Source organism: Aeromonas sp. SCS5 (assembly GCF_001887375.1).
Taxonomy (GTDB): Bacteria; Pseudomonadota; Gammaproteobacteria; order Enterobacterales; family Aeromonadaceae; genus Aeromonas; species Aeromonas jandaei.
Map to the genome: position 1 here is coordinate 250659 of NZ_LFCS01000001.1, position 22374 is coordinate 273032.

20 protein-coding genes and 1 other annotated feature are annotated in these 22374 nt (G+C 58.5%); of the genes, 11 read left to right on the forward strand and 9 right to left on the reverse strand.

All coding sequences use genetic code 11. From position 1 onward, the window contains the following. Nucleotides 1–5: 5 nt before the first annotated feature. The 6 genes from fadD to BS300_RS01240 all read right to left on the reverse strand — a co-directional run bounded on the left by fadD (nt 6) and on the right by BS300_RS01240 (nt 6427). On the reverse strand, nt 6–1682 hold the full coding sequence (fadD, locus tag BS300_RS01215) for a long-chain-fatty-acid--CoA ligase FadD (protein ID WP_108570586.1): 1677 nt from the start codon (nt 1680–1682) through the stop codon (nt 6–8). Between the two features lie 198 nt (nt 1683–1880). Continuing rightward, nucleotides 1881–2747 (reverse strand): alpha/beta hydrolase, encoded by an 867-nt coding sequence (locus BS300_RS01220; RefSeq protein ID WP_071910202.1) that lies wholly within the window; start codon nt 2745–2747, stop codon nt 1881–1883. A gap of 9 nt (nt 2748–2756) precedes the next feature. Continuing rightward, nucleotides 2757–3272 (reverse strand): Slp family lipoprotein, encoded by a 516-nt coding sequence (locus tag BS300_RS01225; protein ID WP_071910204.1) that lies wholly within the window; start codon nt 3270–3272, stop codon nt 2757–2759. A 101-nt stretch (nt 3273–3373) separates the two neighbouring features. Beyond that, entirely contained in the window at nt 3374–4075 is a 702-nt protein-coding gene (gene tsaB, locus BS300_RS01230) for a tRNA (adenosine(37)-N6)-threonylcarbamoyltransferase complex dimerization subunit type 1 TsaB (protein WP_071910206.1), read from the reverse strand. A gap of 134 nt (nt 4076–4209) precedes the next feature. After that, on the reverse strand, nt 4210–6117 hold the full coding sequence (locus BS300_RS01235; protein WP_041207702.1) for an ATP-dependent DNA helicase: 1908 nt from the start codon (nt 6115–6117) through the stop codon (nt 4210–4212). A 67-nt stretch (nt 6118–6184) separates the two neighbouring features. Then, nucleotides 6185–6427: a hypothetical protein gene (locus BS300_RS01240; RefSeq protein ID WP_041207701.1), complete on the reverse strand. Its 243-nt coding sequence runs from the start codon at nt 6425–6427 to the stop codon at nt 6185–6187. A gap of 187 nt (nt 6428–6614) precedes the next feature. Beyond that, nucleotides 6615–6739, forward strand: a sequence feature (His leader region). A 28-nt stretch (nt 6740–6767) separates the two neighbouring features. Here BS300_RS01240 and hisG point away from each other — a divergent pair. From hisG to hisIE, 8 genes are read left to right on the forward strand one after another with little or no spacing between them, the layout of a single operon-like run. After that, the gene (hisG, locus tag BS300_RS01245) at nt 6768–7664 is read left to right on the forward strand and encodes an ATP phosphoribosyltransferase (protein ID WP_071910208.1); all 897 of its coding nucleotides are present in this window, start codon (nt 6768–6770) and stop codon (nt 7662–7664) included. Between the two features lie 12 nt (nt 7665–7676). Further along, nucleotides 7677–9002, forward strand: coding sequence for a histidinol dehydrogenase (hisD, locus tag BS300_RS01250; protein ID WP_071910210.1), 1326 nt, complete (start codon nt 7677–7679; stop codon nt 9000–9002). Then, nucleotides 8999–10069, forward strand: coding sequence for a histidinol-phosphate transaminase (hisC, locus tag BS300_RS01255; protein WP_071910212.1), 1071 nt, complete (start codon nt 8999–9001; stop codon nt 10067–10069). Before hisD ends, hisC begins: the two co-directional genes overlap by 4 nt. 15 nt (nt 10070–10084) lie before the next feature. Next, nucleotides 10085–11194, forward strand: a complete 1110-nt coding sequence (gene hisB, locus BS300_RS01260) for a bifunctional histidinol-phosphatase/imidazoleglycerol-phosphate dehydratase HisB (RefSeq protein ID WP_071910214.1) — start codon at nt 10085–10087, stop codon at nt 11192–11194. After that, on the forward strand, nt 11194–11835 hold the full coding sequence (hisH, locus tag BS300_RS01265) for an imidazole glycerol phosphate synthase subunit HisH (protein ID WP_071910216.1): 642 nt from the start codon (nt 11194–11196) through the stop codon (nt 11833–11835). Before hisB ends, hisH begins: the two co-directional genes overlap by 1 nt. Beyond that, nucleotides 11836–12597, forward strand: a complete 762-nt coding sequence (hisA, locus tag BS300_RS01270) for a 1-(5-phosphoribosyl)-5-[(5-phosphoribosylamino)methylideneamino]imidazole-4-carboxamide isomerase (protein ID WP_071910218.1) — start codon at nt 11836–11838, stop codon at nt 12595–12597. It begins immediately after the preceding gene. Next, on the forward strand, nt 12597–13370 hold the full coding sequence (gene hisF, locus BS300_RS01275) for an imidazole glycerol phosphate synthase subunit HisF (RefSeq protein WP_005345639.1): 774 nt from the start codon (nt 12597–12599) through the stop codon (nt 13368–13370). Before hisA ends, hisF begins: the two co-directional genes overlap by 1 nt. After that, nucleotides 13363–14013: a bifunctional phosphoribosyl-AMP cyclohydrolase/phosphoribosyl-ATP diphosphatase HisIE gene (gene hisIE / locus BS300_RS01280; RefSeq protein WP_071910220.1), complete on the forward strand. Its 651-nt coding sequence runs from the start codon at nt 13363–13365 to the stop codon at nt 14011–14013. The genes hisF and hisIE overlap by 8 nt, the downstream gene beginning before the upstream one ends. Before the next feature lie 33 nt (nt 14014–14046). Here the strand turns inward: hisIE and BS300_RS01285 are convergent, their stop codons facing one another. Further along, complete coding sequence (locus BS300_RS01285; protein WP_083593317.1) at nt 14047–15513, reverse strand: P-loop NTPase fold protein; 1467 nt, start codon at nt 15511–15513, stop codon at nt 14047–14049. A 354-nt stretch (nt 15514–15867) separates the two neighbouring features. Between BS300_RS01285 and BS300_RS01290 the strand changes: the two genes are divergently transcribed. Continuing rightward, nucleotides 15868–17157, forward strand: a complete 1290-nt coding sequence (locus BS300_RS01290; protein WP_071910222.1) for a sensor domain-containing diguanylate cyclase — start codon at nt 15868–15870, stop codon at nt 17155–17157. A gap of 99 nt (nt 17158–17256) precedes the next feature. Here BS300_RS01290 and BS300_RS01295 read toward each other — a convergent pair whose 3' ends face one another. Further along, on the reverse strand, nt 17257–18879 hold the full coding sequence (locus BS300_RS01295) for an acyl-CoA synthetase (protein ID WP_071910224.1): 1623 nt from the start codon (nt 18877–18879) through the stop codon (nt 17257–17259). Nucleotides 18880–19515: 636 nt separating this feature from the next. Here BS300_RS01295 and BS300_RS01300 point away from each other — a divergent pair. Next, entirely contained in the window at nt 19516–21042 is a 1527-nt protein-coding gene (locus BS300_RS01300) for a YfcC family protein (protein ID WP_071910226.1), read from the forward strand. A 66-nt stretch (nt 21043–21108) separates the two neighbouring features. On the opposite strand, the gene BS300_RS01305 is transcribed toward BS300_RS01300, so the two are convergent. Further along, nucleotides 21109–21297 carry a hypothetical protein gene (locus tag BS300_RS01305; protein ID WP_071910228.1) on the reverse strand — a complete coding sequence of 63 codons (189 nt, stop codon included), beginning with the start codon at nt 21295–21297 and terminating at the stop codon, nt 21109–21111. A 482-nt stretch (nt 21298–21779) separates the two neighbouring features. On the opposite strand from BS300_RS01305, the gene BS300_RS01310 reads away from it, so the two are divergent. Then, on the forward strand, nt 21780–22319 hold the full coding sequence (locus BS300_RS01310) for a glycine zipper 2TM domain-containing protein (protein WP_043850854.1): 540 nt from the start codon (nt 21780–21782) through the stop codon (nt 22317–22319). The last annotated feature ends 55 nt before the right edge of the window (nt 22320–22374 follow it).

Below are 22374 nucleotides of genomic sequence, written 5' to 3' on the forward strand. Positions count from 1 at the left end.
ACGCCTTACTGCTTGGCAATCTCCTCGTCACGCAGTACGCGGCGCAGGATCTTGCCCACATTGGTCTTGGGAAGTTCGTCACGAAATTCTACCAGTTTCGGCACCTTATAGGCAGTCAGATGTTTGCGGCAGTGGGCAATAATCTCGTCCTCCTGCAGCTTTGGATCTTTCTTGACCACAAAGATCTTCACCAGCTCGCCGGAGACCTTGTGCGGCACGCCGACTGCGGCTACTTCCAGCACTTTCGGATGGAGCGCCACCACATCTTCGATCTCGTTTGGATAGACGTTGAAGCCGGAGACCAGGATCATGTCCTTCTTGCGATCGACGATCTTGAAGAAGCCCTGCTCGTCGCACACGGCGATATCACCGGTACAGAGCCAGCCATCCTGCATCACTTCGGCAGTGGCCTCGGGGCGCTGCCAGTAGCCGACCATCACCTGCGGGCCACGTACCTGCATTTCGCCCGGGGTACCGAATTCATGGATCACCTGACCGTTGTCATCCACCAGACGGATATCGGTGGAGCAGACCGGCAGGCCGATAGAACCGTTGTAATCGCTCAGATCGTAGGGGCAGACGCTCACCAGCGGCGAGCACTCGGTCAGGCCGTAACCTTCCAGCAGCGGGGTGCCGGTCAGTTTCTTCCACTGCTCCGCCACAGCCCGTTGCACCGCCATGCCGCCACCGATGGTGAGCTTGAGCTTGTCAAAAGCGATGCTCTGGAACTCGGCATTGTTGACCAGGGCGTTGAACAGGGTGTTGACGCCGGTGATGCAGGTGAAGGGGTATTTCTTGATCTCTTTGACAAAACCCGGGATATCGCGCGGGTTGCTGATGAGCAGGTTGTAACCGCCAAGGCGCATAAAGAGCAGGCAGTTCACAGTCAGCGCGAAGACGTGGTAGAGCGGCAAGGCGGTAACCACAAACTCCTTGCCCCGCTCCAGCATGGGGCCATAGACGCCGAGGCACTGCTCGACGTTGGCAATCATGTTGCGGTGAGTCAGCATGGCCCCCTTGGAGAGACCGGTAGTACCGCCGGTGTACTGCAGGAAGGCGAGATCTTCGCAGGCAATCTCCGGTTTGATGTACTGCTGATAACGCCCTTTGGCCAGCGCCTGGCGCATGGTGGTAGCGTGCGGCAGGTTGTATTTGGGTACCAGCTTCTTGACGTATTTCACCACGAAGTTGACCAGGGTGCCCTTGGCCAGACCCAGGTTGTCACCCATGCGGGTCAGGATGACGTGCTTGACCGGGGTGTCGTAGACCACTTTTTCCAAGGTATGGGCGAAGTTGGAGACGATAACGATGGCCTTGGCACCGGAGTCCTTGAGCTGGTGCTCCAGCTCGCGCGGGGTATAAAGCGGGTTGACGTTGACCACTATCATGCCGGCACGCAGGATGCCAAACACGGCGATGGGGTATTGCAGCAGGTTCGGCATCATCACCGCGACCCGATCACCCTTCTCCAGCTTCAGCTCGTTTTGCAGGTAGGCAGCAAAGGCGCGGGACTGCTCTTCCAGTCGGCGGTAGGTGATGGTCTGCCCCATGTTGACGAAAGCGGGCTGGTCGGCGAACTGGCTCACTGAGGATTCAAACATCTCGACCAGCGAGCTGAACTGCTCCGGATTGATCTCGGCGGGGACCCCTTGTGGATAACGCTTGAGCCAAACTTTTTCCACGAACTTCTCCTGCATAACTAGCACCTGTGCGCTCACTCTGTTGCCTCCGTCCCTGTTCACATCGATTTCAATCAACTGTTTTAAGCACGTACTCTAATGCCGCCCATATTTACACAGCGCAACATCAATTAACAGCAAATTAACAACGGAAAAATGTGAGGGGGATGACAAACCTGGAATTATAGAAAGCCGGTGATTCTACCGAACTTGACAAAAATTTACGATACAAACGGCGGTTGCTGCGCCATTTTGCATATGAAAATGGTGATTTCCCGGCAAAATCACCTGCTCTATCTGCCTGAAGGCCCCCTGTCGCAACTGCCACTGTGCCTCCAGCTCGGCAAATCCCTGTTCACCGCGGATAAAGAGCACCGGGCAACAAATGGCGCGGATCAGCGCCTGCGCCTGTCCCTCGCTCATTCTGAGCGGCGAGAGATCTCGCAAGCGAGGATCACTGCGCCACTGCCAGCGCCCAGCCCGCTTCTCGAGTTGTCGCTCGCAGATCAGGCGCGCCGCCTCAGGCGTGATATCCGCCACCTTGCAGCGCGCCGCGACCGCTTCATCGATGGAGGCAAAGCCAGCCGCGCTTCGCTCGCGGGTGCGGCTGCGATTGAGGATCGACCGTCTTATCTGGGCGGGAACCGCCTCGTCAGGTTGCGTCAGCGGCCCGAGCCCCTCCAGCAGAATGAGCCGCTCTATCTGTTCGGGGAACACGCCGGCATAGGCAGAAGCGATGAGGGCGCCAAGGGAGTGGCCCAGCAGGATGAAACGGGGCCAGCCTGCGGCCTGAGTGATCTGGTAGAGATCGTCGAGCCAGTCGACAAAGACATAGGGCGTGGTTTTGTGATCGGAGTGACCATGCCCCGGCAGATCGACACACACCAGATGAAAATCATCGAGATACGGGGCAAGAGGCAGAAAGCTGGCACCATTGTCGAGCCAGCCATGCAGGGCTATCAACAGGGGCTTTTGTGGCAACTCGGGAGCCGCTTGCCGGTTCTCGAGCAAGGCCACCCTGCGGCCATCCGCCAGGGTGACGAAACGCTCTTGCATCGGGGTACTCAATGCCTGCTCCTAGCGATGGAGTGGCCGTCTTGGCCAGAAGGGATCGTAAAAGGGGTCGTAGAAGTAGGGATCCACATAGCGAACCTCCACCTCCTTGACCGGCGGCCACAACTTGCTACCCGTTACATTGAGCACCGAGAAGCGATAGTTGTGCTCGCCAATCTGGCTGTCCACCGGTTTGCCGATGGTGCCGAGCACCGTCAGGCTGCGCCCCTTGGCATAGAGGGTCGGGTCGACAAAACCCTTCATGATGGCCAGAAAACGGCCGGGGCTCTGCTCGGTCTGCTCCGGCACGCCGTTAGCCTGCAGCGGCAGATAGACCACCTCGATGACACTCTGATCCGCCTTGTTGTGCACCGCGGAAATGATGCCGCTCCAGCGGGCCGGCTTGCCCTCCATACCACCGAGGGCCGGCTGATAGGCCACCAGCTGGTTCTCCGGTTGATAGACCAGCTCCTTGGGCACCGTACTGCAGGCCCCGAGCAGCAGGGCTGTCACCCCAATCACCATCGCACGTTTCAACATGTCACTCTCCTCTCGCCGAACAGCCCCAAGGCCACGACACAACCCATGACAGGGCGAGTCTCGGTGGCAGAGGCGACATGAAAGCCATGGCGCCTTTGCCCTTATTCGCGACCCGGCAGCTTTTTCCAGGTCACCTTGTCACGCAAATATACCGGGGTCGCCTGCTCGACCGCTACCGCTTCACCCGCCAGCCAGGCGGTGCGGGCCAGCGGCAACATGTCTTCTGCGGCCGGGAAACGCACCTGGCTGACCACCAGTTCGTCGGCAAGGACCTTGAGGGTCTCACCATAGGTCTCAAAACCGGTGCCGACACAGGTAAAGCAGCCAGAGTGCTTGCCACGGGCTTCCACCAGCGCGGCCGGGCCACTCACCACCTCTTCACCCACCAGCTGGATACGACCATCGATCAGCTCGTAGTGACCGAAATAGACCTCGTCCATGCGCGCATCGATGGCGGTCAGCGACCGCTCGGCCCCTTCCAGCCGATGAGCCCCTTGCGCCATGGCCGCCAGAGTGGAGATGCCTATCAGCGGCACGCCAGCACCAAATGCCAGCCCTTGTGCGACGCCGATACCGATCCGCACGCCGGTAAAGGAGCCCGGGCCACGGCCAAAAGCGATGGCATCGAGCTTGTCCAAGGTTATCCCCGCTTCATCCAACAGAGCCTGAACCATCGGCAGGATCTTGCGGGTATGATCCCGTGGCGCCTCCTCCCAACGGGAGAATACCTTGTCACCCACCAGCAAGGCGGCGGAGCAGGCTTCGGTGGCGGTATCAACGGCCAGGATCTTCAACTCGTTCATGCTTTCCAATCTCTATAAAATCAGTCAATTACATAACGAGCAAGCGAGAGATGCTCGCCCGTTGTTCAAATCGTTTGTTAGCGAAAATTCCCCGCCTGAACGGCCGCAATAGGCCCCATGTCAGGCGGGTATATTCAACTGCGGTCAAAAAAATTGCCCAGCGTCGCCAGCTCGCGGGTTCGCGGAATGGCGGGCAAACTCTTGATGAAGGTGGCGCCGTAGGGTTTGTTGACCATACGCGGATCACAGATAACCAGCACGCCGTGATCACTGCGATCACGAATAAGCCGCCCCACCCCCTGCTTGAGCGCAATCACCGCCTTGGGCAGCTGAAGTTCGGCAAAGGGATCGCCGCCCTTTAACTTGCAATCCTCCACCCGTGCCTTGAGCTGAGGGTCATCGGGGCTCGCGAAGGGAAGCTTGTCGATGATAACACAGGAGAGCGCAGCGCCTCGCACGTCGATCCCCTCCCAGAAGCTGCTGGTCGCCACCAACACGGCGCGGCCATTCTCGACAAACTCCTTGAGCAGCCGCTGCTTGTTGTCCTCCCCCTGCAGCAGCACGGTACGGCCAATCTCCCGACGCAGCACCTCGGCTACCTGACGCATCACCTGATGGCTGGTGCAGAGGAAGAAACAGCCCCCCGGCGTCTTGTTGATAAGGGGGATCATCAGATTGGCCAACTGCTCACCGCGGCCGAAGGCGTTGGGCTCGGGCAGGAAACGCGGCACGCAGAGCCGCGCCTGCTCGCCATAATCAAACGGACTGTCGAGGATTAGCTCGGCGCTGCCCGCCAGTCCCAGCTCGGCCTTGAAGTGATCGAAACGCTGATCGACGGTCAGCGTGGCAGAGGTAAAGACCCAGGCTACCTCAGGGCGCAGCACCTCGGAGCCAAAGCGCTCGGCTACCGAGAGCGGCGTCAGGTTGAGGGTGAAATGAAGCCGTGAGCAGTCATACCAGTAGGAGAATCCGGTCTGATTGACCGCCAGCACCTCGCCAAGGCGGGTGCGCAGCTCACTGATCCGCTCGAAGGCGTGATCCAGCTGTTCACCCCGCCCCAGCGCCAGCTTCAGCACTTCATAGCAGAGCCCGATGGCATCGTTAAGACGAGCCAGTGCCTGGCCCCAGAGCGGTTGGCGCAGCATGTCGCGGGTATTGCCGCGACCTCCATCCACACCGAAAGCGAGCCGCAGATCCTGACTGGCAATAGCGAGCCTGTCAGCCGCCTTGCCGAGCTGGGCCATATCGTGAGCTTCGGCCCGATAGGCAAGCTGGATATCCTGTGCCAGATCCAGAATGGTACGGCTGCCCACCGACTTGCCAAAGTAGCTGGTGGCGATCTCCGGCAGCTGATGGGCTTCATCAAACACATAGACCTGAGCTTCCGGTACCAGCTCACCAAATCCGGTGTCTTTGACCGCCATATCGGCGAAGAAGAGGTGATGGTTGATCACCACCACCTGGGCGTCCATGGCGCGGCGGCGGGCCACCACCAGATGGCAGTCGTCGTAATAGGGGCAATCCCGACCGAGGCAGTTTTCATTGGTGCTGGTGACATGAGCCAGGATTTCGGCGTTCTCCTGCAGCCCCGGAATATCCCCCACGTCGCCATTGTCGGTGGCAGTAGACCAGGACTTCACCTTGACCAGATCATTGAGCACTTCCGGCTTTTGCAGATGGGATTCGCTCAAGAGCCGGTTCATCCGCTCGATGCAGAGATAGTTGCTGCGCCCCTTGAGCAGGGCCACCGGCGGGGTATAGGAGAGTGCGCCTGTAATGGTCGGGAGATCCCGATAGAAGAGCTGCTCCTGCAGGTTTTTGGAGCCGGTGCTGATCACGATCCGTTTGCCGGACTCCAGCGCCGGCACCAGATAGGCGTAGGTTTTGCCGGTACCTGTCCCCGCCTCCACCAGCAAGCGACCATGACTCTTGATGGCGCGGGCGACCGCCTCGGCCATCTCCAGCTGGGGAGCGCGAGCTTTGAAACCGTCGATATGGCTGGCCAGAGGGCCATCTGGCTTGAACAGGGTCTGGATGGTCAAAGGGGCGTCCCGCGGTCAAAGCGGCCATTATGCCAAAAGTGCGGCAAAAGCGGGACAGATAATCTGCTCAGACGAAGAGATCGATCTGGTGGTCGGGATCCGGCTTGTGATCACTCTCTTCCACCTTCTGCTGATCGTGCTTTTTCTGGCTATAAGCCTGCTCGCGCTGCTGGGAGTCACTGTTGTCAGTGCTGGTCTTGCGCAGCTGATGCTTCTTGCTGATCTGATTCACTTCCCGCTTGATCTCTTCGCTGCCGGGGGTGGCGGGGGCCCGGGGCAAAATGGGGAACAACAGGTCCTGGCTCGGCATGATACGAACTCCTGCAAGGGGTTATTGTCTAGTTATCGACCAGAAAACCGTTTTCTCAACTTTAATCGACCAAATTACATTTTCCGGTTGCTTTTTCCGTCAAGGCAGGTAGTTTAAATCGGGCGTCAACAACGACATCTTATTTGTAAAGGATTGATTACATGCAGTTCACCAGCCTGAAGACTCATCACCACCATCATCATCCCGACTAGTCTTTCAGGAGGTTGACTGCTGGAAGACACGTTACTGGTGACTTCCAAAAGGACCGCAAGATTCATAAACCCTCGGAAGCACCCACTTCCGAGGGTTTTTTCGTTTTTGACTAGAAGGAAATCGAGCAATGGAAACACAACGTCTTCGTATCGCCATGCAAAAGTCCGGTCGTCTGAGCCAGGACTCCCAAGCCCTGTTCAAGAGCTGTGGCCTCAAGATCAACCTGCGCGAGCAGCGCCTTATCGCCCATGTCGAGAATATGCCCATCGATATCCTGCGGGTGCGTGATGACGACATCCCGGGTCTGGTGATGGAAGGGGTGGTCGATCTTGGCATCATCGGCGAGAACGTGCTGGAAGAGGTGCAGCTCATTCGTGCCTCACAGGGACTACCCTTCGAGGTCAAAACCCTCAAGCAGCTGGACTTTGGTGGCTGCCGCCTCTCGCTGGCGGTGCCGGAAGATGTGACCTACACAGGGCCAGAGAGTCTGGCAGGCAAGCGCATCGCCACCTCCTACCCCGGGCTGCTCAAGCGCTTCTTTGACGAAAAGGGTCTCGGCTTCAAGAGCGTGATGCTGGGCGGCTCGGTAGAAGTGGCGCCCCGCGCGGGCCTGGCCGATGCCATCTGCGATCTGGTCTCCACCGGTGCAACCCTGGAAGCCAATGGCCTGAAAGAAGTAGAGGTGATCTACCGCTCCAAGGCTGTACTGGTACAGGCCCCCAACCCCTTGTCCGATGCCAAGCAGAAACTCATCGACAAACTGCTGCCCCGTATTCAGGGGATGCAGCAGGCCCGCGAGAGCAAGTACATCATGCTGCACGCCCCCAAAGACAAGCTCGACGCCATCACCGATCTGCTGCCGGGTGCCGAGCGTCCCACCATCATGCAACTGGCCGGTGACACCAATCAGGTGGCGCTGCACGTTGTCTCCAGCGAGACCCTGTTCTGGGAGACCATGGAGCAGCTCAAGGCGCTGGGTGCCAGCTCCATTCTGGTGCTGCCCATCGAAAAGATGATGGAATAAGGAAGGGACATCATGCAGACCCTGATCTGGAAGACCCTCTCCCCTGCCCAGCAGGCCGACGTGCTGACACGACCAGCCCTCAATGACGAGGCCGATATTGGCGCCGTGGTCAAAGAAATCATCGCCGCGGTGCGCAGCCGTGGCGATGAGGCCCTGCGCGAGCTGAGCCAGCGCTTCGAGCGCGCCCCCCGTGAACAGTTGCGCGTCAGCGAGGCCGAGATTGAAGCCGCCTGTGCGCGGCTGGATGATGAGATAAAAAGCGCCATCGAAGCGGCCATTGCCAATATTCGCACCTTCCACGCCGCGCAAGTGCAGCCAGTGGTACGAGTAGAACCCCAGCCCGGGGTGGTGTGCGAGCTGCGCACCCAGCCCATCAGCCGGGTCGGCCTCTATGTGCCAGGGGGCAGCGCACCGCTCCCCTCCACCGTGATGATGCTGGCTATTCCGGCTGCTATCGCCGGTTGCCGTGAAGTGGTGCTCTGCACCCCGTCCCCCGCTAGCGACGAGATCCTGTTTGCCGCCCGCACCTGCGGGGTCGAGAAGGTGTTCGCCATCGGCGGCGCCCAAGCCATCGCGGCGATGGCATACGGCACCGAGAGCATTCCCAAGGTGGACAAGATCTTCGGCCCGGGCAACGCCTATGTGACCGAAGCAAAGGGGCAGGTTTCCCGCGACTGGCGCGGCGCTGCCATCGACATGCCCGCTGGCCCCTCCGAGGTGCTGGTGATTGCCGACGAGAGCGCCAACCCGGCCTTCGTGGCGGCGGATCTGCTCTCCCAGGCCGAGCACGGCCCCGACAGCCAGGTGGTGCTGGTCACCACCTCGCCGCTGCTGGCCGATGCTATCGCAGGGGAAATCAAGCGCCAGTTGGCCAAACTGAGCCGCCGCGATATCGCCGCGCAGGCGCTCGGCAGCAGTCTGGTGATCCTCTGTGACGATCTGGCCGAGGCGTGTGCCATCTCTAACGCCTATGCGCCGGAGCACCTGATTGTGCAGACCCGCGCTCCCCGTGAGCTACTGGACCAGCTTGAGAACGCTGGCTCAATTTTCCTTGGCCAGTGGACACCCGAGTCAGTCGGCGATTACGCCAGCGGCACCAACCACACCCTGCCAACTTATGGCTATGCCCGTACCTGCTCGAGCCTGGGCCTCGCCGATTATCAGCGCCGCTACACGGTGCAGGAGCTGAGCGCCGAAGGCATTCGCGGCCTTGGCCCCATTGTCGAGCGCATCGCAGAGGCCGAAGGGCTCGATGGCCACAAGAATGCCGTGACGCTGAGATTGAGCACCCTGGCCGCCGCGCCCCAACCAACAGCACAGCAGAAGGATTTGTCATGAGCATTGCCAATCTGGCGCGCCGCGTGGTGCGGGCCCTCACCCCCTATCAATCCGCCCGCCGCATCGGCGGCAAGGGCCACGTCTGGCTCAACGCCAACGAGGCGCCACAGGCCTATCCCTTCACCATCGAGGGAAGCCGCCTCAACCGCTACCCCGAGTGCCAACCGGCCGAGGTGGTGAACAGCTATGCCGCCTATGCCGGGGTTAATCCCGATCAGGTGCTGGTGAGCCGCGGCGCCGACGAGGCCATCGAGCTGCTTATTCGCACCTTCTGCGAAGCGGGTGAAGATCAGATCATCATCTGCCCGCCCACCTACGGCATGTACGCCATCAGCGCCGAGACCTGTGGCGTGGGGATTGTTGAGCAGCCGCTGACCGCCAGCCGCCAGCCTGACTGGCCCGCCATCGCCGATCGCCTCAGTGACGTGAAGCTGGTGTTTCTCTGCTCCCCCAACAACCCCACCGGGGATCTGGTGGGTCGCGACGGTCTCATCGCTTTGCTGGAGAAAGCCCGGGATCGCGCCATCGTGGTGGTGGACGAGGCCTATATCGAGTTCTGTCCCGAGGCATCCGTGGTGGATCTGCTGGCCCGCTTCCCCAATCTGGTGGTGACCCGCACCCTCTCCAAGGCTTTTGCCCTGGCGGGGATCCGCTGCGGCTTTACGCTGGCAAGCCCCGAGGTGATCGCCATGCTGGCCAAGGTGATCGCCCCCTATCCCATCCCCGAGCCCATCGCCCAGATTGCGGCGCAGGCACTCTCCCCCATGGGGCTGGAGCTGATGCGCGAGCGAGTAATAGAGCTCAACAAGCAAAAAGCCGCCTTCAAGACAGAGCTGGCAACGCTTGCCTGCGTGAAGGAAGTATTCGAGGACAAGGGCAACTTCGTGCTGGTGCGCTTTGTGGATGGCGCAGCCGTCTTTGCCGCCATGAAGGCCGCCGGCATCATTCTGCGGGATTTCTCCAGCAAGCCGTGTCTGGACAACAGCATTCGCATCACCATCGGCTATCAGGGCGAGATGGATGCCGTGCTGGCGGTATTGCGTGATCTGCCCTCTCCCACTTTGTAAGACAAGGATGTAGCGATGAAGACCCCGTTTTTGTTTATCGACCGCGACGGCACCCTGATTGAAGAGCCGGTGACCGACAAGCAGGTGGATAGCCTCGCCAAGCTGCGCTTCGAGCCCATGGTCATTCCGGTGCTGCGCGAGTTGCAGGCCGCCGGTTACGTGCTGGTGATGGTGACCAATCAGGATGGACTGGGCACCGCCAGCCTGCCGCTGGAGAACTTCCAGCCCCCCCATGATCTGATGATGCACCTGTTTGAATCGCAAGGAGTGAAGTGGGAACAGGTGCTGATCTGCCCGCACTTCCCCACCGATGGCTGCAGCTGCCGCAAGCCCCACCTCGGGTTGGTGAAGGAGTACCTCGCCTCGGGTCGCATCGACTTTGCCAACTCCTTCGTGATTGGTGATCGCCAGACCGATCTGCAGCTTGCCGAGAATATGGGCATTGGCGGTATCCGCTACCACCCGCAGGATCACGACTGGCTTGCCATCCGTGATCAGCTGTTATCCAAGGGGCGCACCGCCGAGGTGGAGCGTTACACCAAGGAGACCCGCATTCAGGTGGCCGTTGATCTGGACAAAAGCAACGGCAACCAGATTGCCACCGGCATCGGCTTCTTTGATCACATGCTGGATCAGATAGCTACCCACGCTGGTTTTCGACTCAAGCTCAAAGTGAGCGGCGATCTGCATATAGACGATCACCACACGGTGGAAGACGTCGGGCTGGCCCTGGGCCAGGCGCTGCGCCAGGCCCTTGGCAACAAGCGCGGTATCGGTCGCTTCGGCTTCGTGCTGGCGATGGACGAAGTGCAGGCGGTGATCGATGCGCGCCCGCTGACCGAGCTGGAGGTGAACACCGCGCTGGACTTGAGCGGTCGCCCCTACTTCGTGTTTGACTGCCCGAGCGGCTTTGGTCGCGACAGCGTGGGCGAGATGGCCACCGAGATGGTGCCCCACTTCTTCCGTTCGCTGTCGGATGCCATGGCCATCACCTTGCAGATGAAGGTGGGCAGCGGCAACACCCACCATCAGGTGGAGGCGCTGTTCAAAGGCTTTGGCCGCGCCCTGCGTCAGGCCATTCGGGTGGAAGGGAGCGACCTCCCCTCCAGCAAGGGAGTGCTGTGATGGATGTGAGCAAGCAGAAACTGGTCATCATCGACACCGGCTGCGCTAACCTGGCCTCGGTCAGAATGGCCTTCGAGCGCCTCGGCGTGCAGCCGCTGGTCTCCAGTCAGGCGGCTGATATCGAGCAGGCGGACAAGCTGATCCTGCCCGGTGTCGGCACCGCGGTGGCCGCCATGAAAAACCTCAACGAGCGCGGACTAGTGCCCCTTATTCGCGCCGCCAAGCAGCCGCTGCTGGGCTTTTGCCTCGGTATGCAGATGCTGGCTGAGACCTCCGAAGAGAGCATGGGTACGGATGACTCGTCAGAGCGGCTTATCGACTGCCTTGGCATAGTGCCGGGCAAGATCCGGCTGATGGAGGTCGGCAAGCTGCGGCTGCCCCATATGGGCTGGAACCAGATTGAGCATGACGAGACCCATCCTCTGCTCAAGGGGATCCCGAGCGGCAGCTACTTCTACTTCGTGCACTCCTATGCGCTGGAGGTAACCGAAGCGACGCTGGCGACCTGCGACTACGGCCAGCCGTTTACCGCCATCGTCGGTGGGGTTGCAGAGCACAGCAACTTCTTCGGCGCCCAATTCCACCCGGAGCGCTCAGGCGCAGCCGGTGCCCGTTTGCTGCAAAATTTTCTGGAGCTTTGAATGATCATTCCCGCAATTGACCTTATCAACGGTCAGGTGGTTCGCCTCTATCAGGGGGACTACCAGCAGAAGACCGAATACAGCAGCAGCCCGCAGGCCCGCTTCGATGAATATGTCTCCCAGGGAGCGGTGCAGCTACATCTGGTGGATCTGGACGGTGCCAAGGATGCCAAGACGCGCCAGCTGCCCCTGCTGACCCAACTGCTGTCGGCCACCGAAGCGCCGGTGCAGGTTGGCGGTGGTGTGCGCACAGAGCAGGATGTGGCGGATCTGCTGGCCGCCGGTGCCAGCCGGGTGGTGATTGGCTCCACCGCCGTCAAATCCCCGGATCTGGTGGCCAGCTGGATGGAGAAATATGGCCCCGAGCAGATCGTGCTGGCGCTGGACGTCAATATCGATGAGCAGGGCAATCGCCATATCGCGGTGGCAGGCTGGCAGGAGAACAGCGGAGTGACCATCGAGGCGCTGATCGAGCGCTTCCTCCCCGCCGGGCTCAAGCACGTGCTCTGCACCGACATCAGCCGTGACGGCACCCTGGCTGGCACCAATGTCGAGCTCTATCGTGATCTCTGCGCCCGCTACCCGAGCGTCGCCTTTCAAGCCTCCGGCGGCATTGGCGGCATCGCGGATATCGAGGCGCTCAAGGGCTCCGGCGTCAAGGGGATCATCCTTGGCCGCGCCCTGCTGGAGGGAAAATTCTCGGTGGGTGACGCCATCGCCTGCTGGCAAGCCCCCGCAGCCGATACCACAGGAGGCAACTGATGCTGGCAAGACGCATTATCCCCTGCCTCGACGTGAAAGATGGCGTGGTGGTCAAAGGGGTGCAATTTCGCAACCACGAGGTGATGGGCGGCATTGTCGAGCTGGCGCGCCGCTACGCCGAAGAGGGCGCTGACGAGCTGGTGTTCTATGACATCACCGCCTCCAGCGATGCGCGGGTAGTGGACAAGAGCTGGGTGAGCCGGGTAGCGGAGGTGATCGATATCCCCTTCTGCGTCGCTGGTGGCATCAAGAGCGTCGAAGACGCCCGCCAGATCCTCGAATTTGGCGCCGACAAGGTCTCCATCAACTCTCCGGCCCTTGCCGACCCGACCCTGATCAGCCGACTGGCCGAGCGCTTTGGCGTGCAGTGCGTGGTGGTGGGCATTGACTCCTACTTCGACGCCGACACGGGCCACTATCAGGTCAAACAGTTTACCGGTGACGAGAGCCGCACCCGCACCACCGCATGGCACACCCTCGACTGGGTGCAGGAGGTGCAAAAGCGCGGCGCGGGCGAAATCGTACTGAACGTAATGAATCAGGACGGCATGCGTCAGGGTTATGATCTCGACCAGCTCAAACTGGTGCGCAGCGTCTGCAAGGTGCCGCTGATTGCCTCCGGCGGCGCCGGTGCCATGGCGCACTTTCGCGATGCCTTCACCCTCGCCGATGTGGACGGGGCGCTGGCCGCCTCTGTGTTCCACAAGGGCCTTATCCCCATTCCCGAATTGAAACGCTGGCTGAAAACCGAAGGAGTCGCCATCCGTGAATAACTTCTCAGACAACACACAAACCTCCGCCAGCGCGCGACCCCTTGCCGATCAGCTCGACTGGGAAAAATGCGACGGCATGATCCCCGCCATCGTCCAGCACGCCGCCAGCGGCGAGGTGCTGATGCAGGGCTTTATGACCCGTGAAGCACTGGAGAAGACCCAGAGTACCGGTCAGGTCACCTTCTTTAGCCGCAGCAAACAGCGGCTCTGGACCAAGGGTGAAAGCTCGGGCAATGTGCTCAACCTTGTGACCATCAGCACCGACTGCGATCAGGACTCTCTGCTGATTGCCGCCAACCCCGTCGGCCCCACCTGCCACAAGGGCACTACCTCCTGCTTCCATGGTCACCCACTGCCGCCGCTCGGTTTTCTGGCGGAGCTGGAGCAGGTGCTGGCAGCCCGCAAAGGGGCCGATCCGGCCACCAGCTACACCGCCAGCCTCTACGCCAAGGGCACCAAGCGTATCGCCCAGAAGGTCGGTGAAGAGGGTGTGGAAGTGGCGCTGGCCGCCATGGCCAAGGATCGGGAGGAGCTCATTAACGAATCCGCCGATCTGCTCTACCACCTGACCGTGCTGCTGCAAAACGAAGGGCTGGAATTGAAAGATGTCGTGCAGCGGCTTTATGAGCGGCATCAGAAATAATATTCCTATCTAGAAATGGGCTTATGCCCATTTCTATTTTAAATTGCATGCTAGCTCAACAAAATCTTGATACTCATTAATATTGATGCTCTGATTGGCCAAATAATATGCCAATAGTGCTTCTTCATGCCTAGCCTCGGAAAATGAATCTATTGAATGTTTACCCAAGACCCCACCTATCGAAATGGCTTCCTTTGCCGCAACTAATTGAGCTTTGTGTTTGATGGAGTAAAAGAAACAACCGATGTACTTTGATATACTTACTTCAGCTTTTAAAAGCTCTGAGCAATTGTTCTCCAAAGGCAAATAAAAACTCAATTCTTTATTGAAGTTGATTTGTTCGTAGAACCCAATATTGGAGACCGGTTTTTTATTATCATTTCTAAGTGATAGTTCTAAATTAACTATCTGTTTATATAAGTCAGTCTCATACTCTTTTGTTAAAAGAAGTATAGAGAAGATCACCAAATCAAAATCATCACTAAAATTTGATATTGCGGCATTTACTTTGTCTATGTATTGCTCAATATCTCTAAGCTGAAGACCAAATGCATCTGCGAGCACAGATAGCAAAAATGAAAATTCGTTTATTGTTTTAAATCTTGGGAAAAGATGCTCACATGATGCATCATCAATTGTCATATAGCTTTCAATGAATGACGCTTTGGATATTTCCTTTAAGGCAAATTGCCGCCTGAAAAAACGTCTTAAATAAGCAGATGCATGAAATCCTTCGCCATAAATGACCTTGATAGCATGCTGCAACTGCTCAGTATCCGTTGCCAACACAAACACCACACCTTTAATATCAAAGATATGCTTGATGGTTTCCAGCATTTCCACTGCATAAGAGGGACGACAACGGTCCAGCTCATCAATCAAAATAAAAGCTGGGTAATTCAATTCACCTTCACTTAAACCAACAGCCCCTTCCACCCATTGCCTAATTTCTTGTTTAAGATACTGGATGGATTCATAACGCTCTTTTTGATTACTGCATAAGGCATCGACCAGTTGATTGGCATCATCCCCATCCAGAGAGAAATCATCTTCTTCCAATCCAGCCTTCTTAATGGCCGCTTTCAGCACTAGTTTTCCGCCAACCTTAAATAATCCAAGCAGCCGCTGCCGCATCATTTCTGGAATAGGGTTATCTTTCCCTGCAACCTCTTTGAGCTGATCGATGATCGACGAAATCACCGTCAATAAGGGATCATCGGAAAAGTCCTGCTGCCAGGCATCAATATAGACGGTGGGATAGTGCGCTTTCAGCTCCATATACCAGCGCTTGATAAACCAGGTTTTACCCGCTCCCCACTCGGCATTGAGGTTAAGCACATAATTGCGCTGCTTGCCTTCGGCAGCGAGGTAGTTGGTAAGAAACTCGGCATAGCGGGCGCGCTCCAGCCGATCGGCACTCAAGATCTCTTCGCTACCCGCAATGGCCCCCGGCCCGTCCCACTGAACTGCGTCATCCCATTTAAACGGTGCCACTGCCATCTCGTATCTCTCCATATTGCGTTGCTGAGGATGATATCAGGGGCACAGTGAAAATAGTTTGATTAAAGACCTGTTTGTTGCCCTTTCTGCCGCTCGGAGTGGCGCATTTGATTGCCGGGCAATTTCTCTGCTGCTGGCCCACGATGCCGGGCCGATATGGATGGGACAGTTATCTGAATAGCCACGGACTCAGCTGATTTCCTTTGACCACACCAACGATGACAATCGTGTGACATCGCGCAGATCCTGCGGAAATAAACGCGAAATATGGCCTGTTCAGTGCTTAATTTAAACCGTTGGTACATATATTCGCGCGGTATACAACGACTCCATTGACCAAGGATGGTTAACCACATGAAGGATGAACCCTTCTCCATTCGATTGCAGCATGAGCTGGATCACCTCAAATCCATCTTCAACGAGACGGGCGCCTACATGTTTACCAAGGATCTGGAGGGGCGCTACACCTATGCCAATCAGGCAGTCCTCGACCTGTTTGGTTGCTCACTGAGCGAGTTGCAGGGGCAGGATGACAGTGCCTTCTTCGATCTGCATATTTCGGATTCCATCTCCCGCAACGACCGGCTGGTACTGGAACAACAGGTTGCGATCGCCAGAGAGGAAGTGAACTACCTCAAACTCACCGGAGAAAAGCGGGTCTACTGGAGTGTAAAGAAACCGCTCTACGACGGTGAGGGACAACTTATCGGACTATGCGGCATCTCCACCGACATCACAGAGCAAAAACTGATAGAAGCGCGGCTGGCCGAGCAGCACCAGTTGCTGGAGATCATCCTCGCCAATGTCGATGCCCATATCTACATGAAAGACAGCCAGCACCGCTTTCTCTACGTCAATCAAAAGGTCTCCGACCTGCTTGGCCTTCCTGCCGAGCAGATCATCAACCGGCGCGATGATGAGGTAATCCCGGCCGCCAGCGCCTGCCAGCTGTGGCGAATGGACAACCGGGTATTCGAAACGGGAGAACTGCAAGCCGGAGAAGAGACGCTGACCGATATCGAGGGCAATCAGCACTACTACTGGTCGGTCAAGGTACCCTTTCTGCTGGGGGATGGCACCCCGACCCTGATCGGTATCTCCTCCGATATAACCGAACTGCACCAGCTCAAGGAGCAGCTGCACCATCAGTCGGTGCGCGATGGCCTCACCGGCCTCTACAACCGCCGCTTCTTTTTCGAGATGTGCGAGAAGAACCTCAGTCTGGACATGCGCCACCACCTCACCTCGGTGCTGATGGTGCTGGATGTGGATCAGTTCAAGTGCATCAACGATCGCTTCGGCCATCCCCTGGGGGACAGGGCGCTGGTACATCTGGGCAGGGTGATGCAATCGGTGCTGCGCAGCGAAGATGTGCTGGCTCGTATCGGTGGCGACGAATTCGCCATTTTACTGCCCAACACCACCCTCCAGGCCGCCGCATCACTGGCCGAACGGCTGCGCCTGCAGGTGATGCAAAGCACGCTGCCCCTGCCCGATGGGGATGAGCTGGTCATCACCATCAGTGCCGGACTGGTGGAAAATGGCGAGGGGGAGCTGATGGAGAGCCTCTACGCCCGCGCCGATCAAATGCTCTATCAGGCCAAACAGTCCGGCCGCAACTGCGTCGCGTGCAAGGCGCGATAGCTGGCTGGCCAGTCAGGCACTCCCACTTCCCTTGCTGCATTTATCCCGACAGCTTAGCCATCCTATTGCACGCTGCTTTCACTCACGCCCGATTAGCGCCTAGCCCAGCTGTTTGCGCAGCACAAACTTTTGCACCTTGCCGGTCGAGGTCTTCGGCAACGGGGTGAAGATGATGCGCTTGGGCGCCTTGAAGTGGGCCATCTGCTCACGGCAAAAGGCGATCAACTCCGCCTGGGTTGTCTCTCGCCCCTCTTTCAATTTCACGAAGGCGCAGGGCACTTCCCCCCACTTCTCATCGGGCATGGCGATCACCGCCGCTTCATCCACATCGGGATGGCGATAGAGCACATCTTCCACCTCCAGACTGGAGATGTTCTCGCCGCCCGAGATGATGATGTCCTTGGATCTGTCCTTGATCTCCACATAACCGTCCGGGTGCCACACCGCCAGATCGCCACTGCGAAACCACCCCTCCGCCATCGCCTCGGCGCTGGCCACCGGATTTTTCAGATAGCCCTTCATCACCACATTGCCGCGCAGCACTATCTCCCCCATGGTTTTGCCATCCCGGGGGACCGGCTCGCCGCTGACTGGATTGATTACCCGCATCTCCCCCTGCAGGGGTGACGCGACACCCTGCCGTGCCTTTAGGCGCGACAGCGTGGTGGCATCCTGCCCCTGCCAGCCTCTTTGCGGCTCGCACAACACGCAGGGGCCATAGGTTTCGGTCAGGCCATAGACGTGGGTCACGGCGATCCCCATCGCCTCCATACCGGCGATCACGGTGGCGGGAGGCGCAGCGCCAGCGGTCATCACCTTGATGGGGTGATCCAGTCCCTGCTTGAGCGCCGGATCGGCATTGTTGAGCATATTGAGCACGATGGGCGCTGCGCAGAAGTGGCTCACCTTGTGCTCGTGCAACGCCTCATAAATGGCGGCCGCCTGCACATGACGCAGGCAGACGCTCACCCCGGCCGTCGCCGCCAGCGTCCAGGGGAAGCACCAGCCGTTGCAGTGAAACATCGGCAGGGTCCAGAGGTAGACGGGATGTTTGGGCAGCTCCCAGGAGAGCACATTGTTGATGGCGTTGAGGTGGGCACCACGATGGTGATAGACCACCCCCTTGGGATTGCCGGTAGTGCCGGAGGTGTAGTTAAGGGAGATGGCCTGCCACTCATCTTGCGGCAACCAGCCAGGCTCATCCCTATTCCCCTCTGCAAGAAACGTCTCATAGTCGAGCTCACTGATCAGCGCCCCCTCCCTGTAGAGGGGATCGTCGATGGCGATGACCAGCGGTTGGTTCTCCAGCAGATCCAATGCCTTGCGCACCACAGGGCCAAACTCCCTGTCCACCAGCACCACCTTGCTCTGGGCATGCTGGAAGATAAAGGCCATCGACTCGGCATCGAGCCGGGTATTGATGGTGTTGAGCACGGCGCCGCTCATCGGCACCCCGAAGTGCGCTTCAAACATTGCCGGGATATTGGGCGCGACGATGGAGACGGTATCCCCCTCCCCGATACCGCGAAGCCGCAGGGCCGAGGCCAGCTGGCGGCAACGGCGGGCTGTCTGAGCCCAGCTCTGGCGCAGCGGGCCGTGGATCAGCGCCGGATAGTCGGGGTAGACCCGCTCCGCCCGTCCCAGAAAGCTGATGGGGGTCAGCGCCTCGTAATTGGCGGGATTTTTTTCCAGATCGCGCTGATAGATGTTCTGCTCTGTCATCGGGTTCCTTCCTCGCAGGTAGCAAAAGCGGTGCGCTCCCGGGAGCGCCGGCAACCATCGTCTGGCGTCCTGCCAGATGGTGCTCGTATCGGGGATCACAGCCTACAGCGAGGTGCTCGACACAGGTATTAGCAAAACGTCTTAGAGGCGCTGCACCGACGACGCTAATCTGACCGAACTGCATTCTGGTGCCTGTTTTTTCAACGACAAATGTCGACGGCCAATATTCTCAGCATAAAACCCGTCAAATAATGAATACGCTGATATTGGCATGCAACCAAACCATATTAGGTTGCAGGGGCATCAATATTGACTTATTAAGTAAGATAGTTTGCATGGATATTTATGGCATAAACAAGCGCATCGCTTTATCGCCAGTAAATTAATGACAAACTTCCCATTAAATATATTTTGTGACGGCTTCCATAAAGCAGGCCCGCAGCGCTGTTCATGCTTCCCCTCGGCGGGTTATGGTTTCTTGGTGAAACAATCTACCGGATGTTCAATATCAGGCCAGATTTCTCGCCATACGATGCGCCACAACCAGTGAGTTTACGCACTCCCGCTGCATGACGAAGGAACCCTATCGACCCGATATTCCGCCGAGCCCTAACCTGCTTTATCGAGGAGCATTTTATGTGTGCCGAGCCGAATACCCAGACCCGCAGACAATTTCCCACCGCGTTTACCATTTTGTTTTTGATCATGTTGTTGGCCATCGGGCTGACCTGGATAATTCCGGCGGGAGCCTATGCCAAACTCTCTTATAATGCCGCCAGCCATATGCTGACCATCAATACGCCGCAAGGGGAAACCCGGCGAGTGCCCGCCACTCAGGATGAACTGACCAGACTCGACATCAATATCGGGGTGGAGCAGTTCGTCAACGGCACCATCCGCAAGCCCATCGCTATCCCCGGTACCTATGAGCGACTGGCCCAAGCGCCCAAGGGGCTCTCCGACGTGGCGGTGAGCATGGTCAAGGGCACCATAGAGGGGGCCGACATCATCGTCTTCATTCTGGTACTGGGGGGACTGATCGGCGTCATCAACAAGACCGGCGCCTTCAATGCCGGGCTGGTCGCCCTCTCGCGCAAGACCCGGGGCAATGAGTTCCTGTTTGTGGCGCTGGTCTGCTTTGTGATGGCGTTGGGGGGCACCACCTGTGGGCTGGAGGAAGAGGCTGTCGCCTTCTATCCCATCCTGGTGCCCATCTTTCTGGCGCTCGGCTATGACTCCATCGTCTGTGTGGGGGCCATCTTCCTTGCCGCCTCCATGGGTACCACCTTCTCTACCATCAACCCCTTCTCGGTGGTGATCGCCTCCAACGCCGCCGGCATCCCTTTTACCGAGGGGCTGATCTTTCGCGCCGTCGGCTGTCTGGTGGGCACCCTGGTGGTAATCGGTTATCTCTACTGGTACTGCAAGAAGATCAAGGTCAACCCGGCCTTCTCCTACACCTATGAAGACAGAGAGAGCTTCCGGGCCCGCTTCCTGAAAGAGGGCTCTCTCGATGAAGGGGTTCCCTTCACCCTGCGCCGCAAGATCATCCTGACCCTGTTTATCCTCGCCTTTCCGCTCATGGTGTGGGGCGTATCCATGGCTGGCTGGTGGTTCCCGCAGATGGCGGCCTCCTTCCTTGCCGTCGCCATCGTCATCATTTTTATCTCAGGCCTGAAAGAGAAGGAGGCGGTCGAAGCCTTCACCCAGGGGGCGTCGGAACTGGTGGCGGTATCGCTCATCATCGGGCTGGCACGGGGAGTCAATCTGGTGCTGGATCAGGGGATGATCTCGGACACCATCCTGGCCTATGCCTCCAGTCTGGTGGCCGGCATGCACGGCGCCGTGTTTGCGGTGGCGCAGATGCTGGTGTTCACCCTGCTGGGGCTGGTAGTGCCCTCCTCCTCGGGGCTCGCGGTGCTCTCCATGCCTATCATGGCCCCGCTGGCGGATACCGTGATGATCCCGCGCTACATAGTGGTGTCGGCCTACAACTGGGGGCAATACGCCATGCTGTTCCTGGCCCCCACCGGGCTGGTGCTGGTCACCCTGCAAATGCTCGGCATCCAGTTCAACCAGTGGGTCAGGTTCGTGCTGCCCATGGTGGGCTTTGTGCTAGGATTTGGCGCCCTGATGCTGGTGGCGCAAGTGATGATGGCCTGATTGGCTAGCTTTGTGATCCCCCAACAAAACACCCCGAGCCTAGCGCGGGGTGTTCTCTTGTCAGCCTTAATGACGTACCCGCCCCTGTTGGCGGAAGCAGTAGAGTTTGAGACTGATGTCGGCCAACTCAGCAGGCAACTCTTCACCCTGCTCGGCCAGGGGCCGGTAGAGGGATGAGAGCAGACGTTCGGCCTGCTGCACCGTGATGATGTTGGCCTGAATGGCCGGGGTGATCCAGCTGGGTAACATTGACATATCTCCCCCTCATTGCTCCGGTTCGGAGGTGGTCTCCTGTCTGGCGCGGCCCCTTGGTGCCTAACGCCCCACTCTCCTTACCCCAATCCAAGCAAAAGGCTTGCCGTATTCTCTTATCGGCACAAAGACGATCTGGCGGCAGTGTTTTATCAATGAGTTGGCGGCAGCATATGGGGACTCACACTCTCCACTTGACCTCGCGGGCGGAAGCAGTTTGCCACATGCCAGACAACCGTCATTTTTTCATTGCAAAATGCGACTCATAATGGGCCATTCCCCCCCTCGCCTCCTTTTCATTATCGCCAAAATGGTCATTTTTACGGCTCTGTCGCCAAAGTCAGACACTTTTTCATGGTGGCTGTTTTTTGACCTTGTCACCGGCTGTCGCACCCTCATCCCTCTCGCCTTGTCCGCTGCAGCGGCTATGACAAGATGGCGCCAGATTGGAACAGCTCGAATGGACATTGCAGGAGAACAACAAAATGAACAGATCCATGATGGCAGGTATCGGTATTGGCGTCGCATCCGCACTGGCGCTGTCGGCGGCGGCCAGTGGCTCGCTCTTTACACCTACCCCCACCTTTGCCGAGGTGATTGCCAGCAAGCCGGTCACAGAGACCATCCAGACCCCGCGTCAGGAGTGTCGCAACGTCACGCTCACCCACCGCAAGCCGGTGCAGGATGAGAACAAGATCCTCGGCACCGTGGTTGGCGCCGCGCTGGGTGGTGTGCTCGGCCACCAGTTTGGCGGTGGCAGCGGCAAGAAGGTTGCGACTGCCGCCGGAGCGGTTGCGGGTGGCTACGCCGGCAATCAGGTGCAAGGCAATATGCAGGCGGGCGACACCTATACCACCACCGAGCAGCGCTGCAAGACAGTGCAGGATAGCAGTACCCGCACTATCGGCTATGACGTGACCTACCGCCTAGCCGGTCAGGAGGGGGTGATCCGGATGAAACAGGCTCCCGGCCCCACCATTCCGGTCAAGGATGGCAAACTGGTGATCGAGCCGCAAAAAGGGTAATCAACCCGGTTAACGACTCAAAGAGAGAAGGCCCGCCTCTTGCGAGACGGGCCTT